Source organism: Methylobacterium sp. GC_Met_3 (assembly GCF_026540775.1).
Lineage (GTDB): Bacteria > Pseudomonadota > Alphaproteobacteria > Rhizobiales > Beijerinckiaceae > Methylobacterium.
On record NZ_JALNUL010000117.1, the window covers coordinates 1 to 4,622 of the forward strand.

The following is a 4,622-nucleotide window of genomic DNA, read 5'->3' on the forward strand; positions in this document are numbered from 1 at the left end:
ATCGCCGCATGTCCAACTCCTTTGGTCCTGGCTGATCCTCTCAATCAGCCCGGTCCAAAGCCAGCCGGTCAGGCCAGGTCGGGCAGGGGCTGCGAACTCTTGTTCCGCGCGTGATCGGACGTACCGCCGAGGCGGAGCGTCGGAAGGTGCCGGCCGGCACGCAGGCGAGCGCCGCCGCCCACAAGCCGACGGTCGACGCATGGTTCGCGACCTTCGAGACGGAGAGGGGCGCTGACGAGGCGGCACTGGCGCGCACGATCTGCGACTGGTGGGTGGAGCAGGGCGCGAAGATTGAGACGACGCGGGCACAGAAGCCGTCGCTCGTCGTCCGGTTCGAGCATGCGGAACGCAGCGGCTTCCCGGCCTTGATCAAGTCGACCGGGCGCGTCAGCACATGCCTCTATGCCATCAAGAGCTTCCCGCCATTCGATCAGGCCAGCGCACGCCAGGAGATGGTCAGCGAGCACCGGAAGATTGCTGGGATGGTGACGACCGATCGTTCGTTCGATGGTGAGCCCACGCTTCCGCTTGCTCTGCTCAAGGATCCTGCGGTGACGGGCCAGCTCTTCGCCGTATGGGATAGCCTCCTAGCTCGCGTCCGTACGGGCGTCTAAGACCCCGTTTCATAACGGGCTAAACAGCTTAGCGGTTGGGTGAGTGGCGAGCATCGCGGGCGTTGGGAGAGTGTCTGACGCTAACCCAGGAACCTTGATGTGGACACCCGCCGCCCGCGCGGAGCTTGCGCGCGAGAGCCTGCCCTATTCAACCTGCCTGAGCGATGCCGAATGGACGGTGCTCGCGCCGCTGCTCCCTGCACCGTCCAGCACTGGTCGCCCATGGCGCTGGCCCGTGCGCGCGATCCTCGACGGCATCCTATACGTGCTGCGCACCGGCTGCGCGTGGCGGCACCTGCCGCTGGACTTCCCGCCCTGGAGCACGGTGCATCGCTGGTTCTTGCGCCTGTCGCAGGCAGGCGTGTTCGAGCGCCTCGCTCACGTCCTCACGATCGCCGATCGGGAGCGGGTCGGACGCGAGGCCAGCCCGACCGGCTGTGTCGTGGATGCGCAAGCCGCGCGCTCGGGTGGCGTGGGGATGGCAGGCGAGCGCGGTTATGATCCAGCCCGGCGGGCCGTCGGGCGCAAACGCCACGCGCTGACCGACACAGACGGCCGCCTGCTCGTGGCTGGGATCTCCACCGCCGACCTTCACGACAGTCACGGCGGCATCGCCCTGTTGCGAGCCTCACGCAGGCTATTCCCCTTCTTAGCCCACTGCTTCGCTGACCGCGCCTACAGAGGTGAGCGCGTCGGCACGGCCACAGCCATCGTGGTCGAGATCGTCGCGGCGGAAGCCGGGCAGAAGGGCTTTGCCGTTCAGCCCCGGCGATGGGTGATCGAGCGGACATTCAGTTGGATCAGCCGCTGCCGCAGGCTCGCGCGCGACCACGAAGCGACCTCGTCCTCCGCGCTCGCCTTCTTCGTGCTCGCTGCGGCCATGATCCTCGTCAGGCGGCTCGCTAAAGCCTTATGAAACGGGGTCTAACGCGCCCAGGTGGCGCGCCGATCGCAGCAGGCCAGAGCTGCCGGCCGTGCTGCCGCGACTGCGCCGGCGAGGCCGCACCGAGGCCGAGGGGTGTCAGGCCCCGGTGCTGCTCTTCCGGCGCGCGGCCAAAGCCCATCGCTGAGGGCATGGTGGCGCGAGGCGGTTAAGGGTTCTTGTATGCGGTGGGGCGGGGGATCTCGCCGCAGCAGGCGGGAGCTATGTTCGACTCAGGCAAATGCTGCGGAATGGGGCGTTCTCGTCGCCGGTCCCTACGCTTGATGCGCGGACTCAGAGTCGCCCTAGTTAAAATTCTCTTTCGATCGACGTATAAATATCAGGCAATTCGAGCATAGCGAGCGAAGCACGAGCAGATTTAGGCGCTTATATTGATACGGGTTAGGCGGCATATAGCCAAGATATGCTACTTAGACATTCAGATAACTAATTTGGCTGGGTTGTGTCTGTGGCTATAAGCAATCTGTACCGCCCGTTCCTCCTTGGGGGCTCCGTCGTTCTGATCGTAGCGATGCTGGTGGCTGGATCAGCCCAAGCCGGCCTCGCCAGCGCCTTTCGCATCGTGCTGCAGAAGGGCAGGCACTTCGACCCGACCGATCTGTTCCTGCGCAGGGGTGACACCATCACCCTCGTCAACGGGGACGACAACGTCGTCCACCACGCCTTCATCGAAGCTGATCGGTTCGCGTTCGACGCTGGCGATCAGGAGCCTGGCAAGCAGGCCACTCTGACCCTCAAGGAGCCCGGCGACTTCATCATCCAGTGCGGCATCCACCCGAAGATGAAACTCACCATCCACGTGCAGTAGGCATTCCTGCAGGCGCCATTTCCCGGCTCTGTCTTTTAAATCACCGCCAGTTTGACGAGTTCGGGGAATTGCAGGCCCGTGTCGAACAGGGCCTCATGGCCGAGATAGTACAGCGCCAGGAAGGCAGCGAGAGCACCACCATAGTACGCGGGCGCCCAGGCGGCGTCGCGCGCCCGCACTGTCGTCCGGGCATCATCCGCCGCGATCCCGAGCAGCACCACGATGATGCCGGAGTGCCCAATCGCGTCCACCTTGCCGAACTCGACGATCGCCGAGACGAAGATCCCCGTCAGGATCAGGGCCGCGACACGCCGCACCAGAGGCGTCCAGATCAGCGCGAAGGCCAGGGTGAACTCGATGACGCCGGCGGCCTGCATGAACAGCTCGGGCGTGGCGCCCATGGTCATCTGCGGCTTGGCGGCGAGCAGCGGATCCGTCCACTGCGGGTAGGCCCACTTCTCGACCGAAGCCCACATCAGCGTAACGGCGGCCGTCCAGCGAACGATGTCGAGGGGGCGGATGTCGAACGGCTTCAGGCCAAGACCCTGGCAGATCAGGTACACCGCCACGCCCAGGAACACCGGATAGTCGGCGAGGTGGAACAAGCCGTACTGGGCGGTGGCGAAGGAGAACAGGAAGACGATGCCCAGGCCGGTCAACGGCATGGTACGGCGTGAGATCAGGCAAGCAGCCATGGCGAGCTGCAGCCACGGGATCCAGGCCGCATCGGTCTTCAGCTCGGGTGTCAGGATGATCCCACCGACCCCCCAAACCGAGACCAGGAAGAAGCCGAGCGTGCAGCGAACCAGAAGCTCGGTGTCGGTGCGGAGGCGGGAGGTGACACGGTCGAGGGCGTTCATCAGAGCCGTGCCGAGCGGCGTGCCCTCAGCGAGGCAGCCCAACATCAGGCAGACGATGGCAAACGCCGTCAGCAACTCAAAATCAGGGCACAGCACCTGTTGGAGGCCGCGCGGCTGGCCGGCCACGTCGTAGGCGCAGAACCACTTCACGTGAGCGCTGGCTGCTCCTGTCCCGGCGAGGATGAGCAGAGGCGGCGCGACGATGCTGGCAAGCGTGCGCATACCGAGGCTGAGAGGAAGCCTGGGCGCCGTGACCCGAACCATGATGACCTCGGAGGACTTGGCGGGCCGCTGCCCACCTACGTATTTCCTCACAAAGCAGAGCTTCGCGCCAACGGTTTATTAACGAACGTTACGAGTTGGTTAATAGCCATGATGACGGTGAATTAGGAGGATGATTGGACTAAGGCACACGGGTTTACTGGACATGGCGCATCAGCCTCGAACAGAGCTGGCGTGTAGCGCCCAGAGGCTCAGGGGCAGGCTCACAAGGGGGCGTCGCAAGCGCTCGCCTGTTCCTAAAGGGTCGGCCTTCGAGTTTGAAGCACACGCTTCGGTCAGCCCAGCCGCCTCGGATTTTAATCCGCGCCGCCGCGTGCCCGGCGGCACGTCACGGAGGCAAGGCGCTACCCACCTAGGGATCACACGGGACGCAACGGGGCCGGATAGGCCGGCCCAGCCCCGAGGAGATCAAGAAACGCCATGACGACGACCCGCTTCGCTGCGCTGGCCGCCGCCCTCGCCTTCACCGCCGCTGCGCTCTCGCCCGCCGCAGCCGGCCCGCGTCCCACCGCCTGGACGGGTCTTCAGCCCTACGGCGTCGAGGCCACTGGCTCGCTCGGCGCCCCGGCCGGCAGCCTATTCGGGTACGACAACAACCCGGTGACCTGCCCGATGAGCTCGGCCGCCGAGGGCAACGCCAATCAGCAGCACTTCCCCGTCAAGCAGTACGGTCAGACCACGGGCGGCAACCGCTGCTGATGAAGCTGAAGCCTGTCTCCTACGCGATGATCGGCCTCTTCGCCTTCGCCTTAGCGGTGACGGCCTTGGGCTCGATCCAGGTACTGCTCGGCCTCTGACACGCTGGTCGTTGAGCGTTTGCCAATCCGATGAAGGCCTGCCCCTGTCCTCAGGGGCGGGCCTTCTGCGTTTGTCAGGCTCGCGCCGTCGTGAGTCCAGCCACCCCGTCTCCGGACTGGATCGGCCAATGAAAAACACCCCAGGAGCGGGGCTCCCAGGGTGCTGCCGATCGAGCGGCCAGTTTGATCAAGCTGGGGATGCGAAGGTCAGCCGGAGGGCTGCTCCTCGGCGATGGAGAGCGACGAGGAGGACCAACTACCCCTCGCCCGCCACCGCATCTCTCGGCATCGCTACCGGGAGCAGCGCGATCGGATCTC

5 protein-coding genes are annotated in these 4,622 nt (G+C 65.3%); 4 read left to right on the forward strand and 1 reads right to left on the reverse strand.

Translation table 11 applies throughout. The features are described from left to right. Positions 1-146: 146 nt before the first annotated feature. From OXS27_RS31735 to OXS27_RS31745, 3 genes are all read left to right on the forward strand, one after another. Complete coding sequence (locus OXS27_RS31735; RefSeq protein ID WP_267361634.1) at positions 147-614, forward strand: hypothetical protein; 468 nt, start codon at positions 147-149, stop codon at positions 612-614. A 97-nt stretch (positions 615-711) separates the two neighbouring features. Further along, a complete protein-coding gene (locus OXS27_RS31740; protein ID WP_267361635.1) occupies positions 712-1,530 on the forward strand; it encodes an IS5 family transposase in 819 nt (272 codons plus the stop codon). A 538-nt stretch (positions 1,531-2,068) separates the two neighbouring features. Continuing rightward, the gene (locus tag OXS27_RS31745; RefSeq protein ID WP_243922596.1) at positions 2,069-2,365 is read left to right on the forward strand and encodes a hypothetical protein; all 297 of its coding nucleotides are present in this window, start codon (positions 2,069-2,071) and stop codon (positions 2,363-2,365) included. 35 nt (positions 2,366-2,400) lie between these two features. Here OXS27_RS31745 and OXS27_RS31750 read toward each other — a convergent pair whose 3' ends face one another. Next, positions 2,401-3,447 carry a hypothetical protein gene (locus OXS27_RS31750; RefSeq protein WP_267361636.1) on the reverse strand — a complete coding sequence of 349 codons (1,047 nt, stop codon included), beginning with the start codon at positions 3,445-3,447 and terminating at the stop codon, positions 2,401-2,403. 480 nt (positions 3,448-3,927) lie between these two features. Between OXS27_RS31750 and OXS27_RS31755 the strand changes: the two genes are divergently transcribed. Beyond that, positions 3,928-4,206 (forward strand): hypothetical protein, encoded by a 279-nt coding sequence (locus OXS27_RS31755; RefSeq protein WP_243922594.1) that lies wholly within the window; start codon positions 3,928-3,930, stop codon positions 4,204-4,206. Positions 4,207-4,622 lie beyond the last annotated feature (416 nt).

Excerpts from the sequence above, each read along its gene's own strand:
- OXS27_RS31750 (WP_267361636.1), bottom strand. The coding sequence starts at position 3,447 with ATGCGCACGCTTGCCAGCATCGTCGCGCCGCCTCTGCTCATCCTCGCC.
- OXS27_RS31740 (WP_267361635.1), top strand. The coding sequence starts at position 712 with ATGTGGACACCCGCCGCCCGCGCGGAGCTTGCGCGCGAGAGCCTGCCC.
- OXS27_RS31745 (WP_243922596.1), top strand. The coding sequence starts at position 2,069 with ATGCTGGTGGCTGGATCAGCCCAAGCCGGCCTCGCCAGCGCCTTTCGC.
- OXS27_RS31755 (WP_243922594.1), top strand. The coding sequence starts at position 3,928 with ATGACGACGACCCGCTTCGCTGCGCTGGCCGCCGCCCTCGCCTTCACC.